The organism is Glycomyces salinus (assembly GCF_016428645.1).
Lineage (GTDB): Bacteria > Actinomycetota > Actinomycetes > Mycobacteriales > Micromonosporaceae > Glycomyces > Glycomyces salinus.
This window is the reverse complement of the sequence record NZ_JAELXW010000181.1, coordinates 1-1,760: the sequence shown is the minus strand read 5'-3', so window position 1 is coordinate 1,760 and position 1,760 is coordinate 1. Positions and strand designations below refer to the sequence as shown.

At 67.0% G+C, this 1,760-nt stretch carries 1 protein-coding gene; it reads right to left on the bottom strand.

Features of this window, described 5'->3' with window-relative positions:
• Positions 1–43: 43 nt before the first annotated feature.
• Positions 44–1,426 (bottom strand): cellulase family glycosylhydrolase, encoded by a 1,383-nt coding sequence (locus tag JFB92_RS24940; protein ID WP_199044656.1) that lies wholly within the window; start codon positions 1,424–1,426, stop codon positions 44–46.
• Positions 1,427–1,760: the final 334 nt, after the last annotated feature.

The window sequence follows — 1,760 nt, the reverse complement described above, 5'->3', positions numbered from 1 at the left end:
GGCTTGACACCAACACCCCAGCCCTAACCGAACGGCATTGGGGCTAGTCCATATTGTCCACTACGAACGGCGCGTGGCCGTGCAGGTAGTCGTCCCATCCGCCGGTGACCGGCGCGCCCTGGGACAACAGGTTGGTCGAGTCGTCGCCGACGTCGAGTTTCCATGCGGTCCAGGAGACCTGGTTGTCCGCCATCCAGTCGATCCAGAGCTGCGCCTCATTGAGGCAGACCTGGCCGTCCAGGCCGCCGTCGGCCGCGCTCGCGCCCCACTCGGTGACGAACAGGGCCAGCCCGGCGTCGCGCGCGGTGTCGGCCTTGTCTCTGAGCCAGCCGGTGTGGGTGCAGGAGTAGAAGTGCAGCGTGTACATCAGGTTCGTGCCCGAGACCGGGTCGCCCGCGGCCACGTCGACGTCCTGCGACCAGGTGGGTGAGCCGAGCACGATGATGTTGTCGGGGTCGTGCTCGCGGATCGAGGCGACCACGGCCTCGTGGTAGGGCTTGACGGTGTCGCTCCAGGAGACCTGCTCGGGCTCGTTGTAGGGCTCCCAGATGATGTTCGGCAGGTGCCCGTACCGGTCGGCCAGGTCGCTGAAGAAGTCGACCGCCTCGGACTGGTGCTGGTGCGCGTGGTGCGCGTGGAAGTCGACGATGACGTAGACGCCCGCGGTGGCGGCGTTCTCGATCACGGTCTCGACCTCGGCACGCCAGTGGTCCGGATCGGACAGGTAGGCGCCCTCGGGCTCGACGCCCATGGCGACGCGGAAGACCTCGATGTTCCAGTTGTCGCGCATCCACTCCAGCGCGGTGAGATTCTGCGCGTACGGCTGCGTCTGCCAGTGCAGCCACATGCTCGAGACGCCTTGCAGTTGCACGGTCCGGTCGTCCTGGTCGCACATGTATGCGCCGCAGACGTGGAGCTGCCCGTGCTCCTCGACCGGGGTGCCCTCGGGCGCCGGGTCGGTGGGCTCGGGATCGGTCGGTTCGGGGTCGGTCGTCGGGTCGTCGCCGCTCTCACCGCACAGGACGCCGTTGATCTCGGCGTCGGCGATGTCGCCGGCGGTGCCGTCGGCGGTGAAGCCGAAGACCTCGACGGTCTGACCGGAGGCGATCGAGCCGTTCCAGCCCGCGTCGGAGGCGGTGAAGTGCGATCCGCTCAGAGATTGGTCGGAGACGTTCCAGGCGCTGATGCCGGAGACAGCACCGGTGAAGTCCCACTCGACCGTCCAGCCGTCGATCGGCTCGCCCGCGGTGATGCCGACGTTGGCCTGGAAGCCCGAGCCCCAGTCGTTGACGACCTCGTAGTGGACCTCGCAGCCCTCCTCGGCGCTCGCCCCCTGCGCCGCGACGATCGCGACGGCGCCGGCACTGAACGCGGCGACGGCCGCGCCGAGGATCGCGGTTCGCCTTCGTCTTCGGTCTACTCGCATGTTTCGATGCCTTTCGCTGTACTGACTTCGACGCGGAAGCGCTCCCAATCAATTACATAGGAGTGTGTCAATATAGCGATCCGAAGTCAAGGGCTCGCCTCCAAGGCCGGTCACCGAGGAGGAAATGGGGGCACCCAGGCATCGAGAGCCGACTCTCGAGACTTCATATCCCAAATTCCGGACTCGGTGTTCACCAATCGGCGCATGCCCGCTCCAGGTGCGTCGGTCGGTGTGTTTCCGGGCGTGATGGTGTCGGCCATGTGGCGGCGTCCTCCTTTCCGTTGGCCGGTGGTTGCCGGTGGTTGCCGGTCGCGGTGGGTCGTCTCCTGCGGTG

Excerpts from the sequence above, each read along its gene's own strand:
- JFB92_RS24940 (WP_199044656.1), bottom strand. The coding sequence starts at position 1,426 with ATGCGAGTAGACCGAAGACGAAGGCGAACCGCGATCCTCGGCGCGGCC.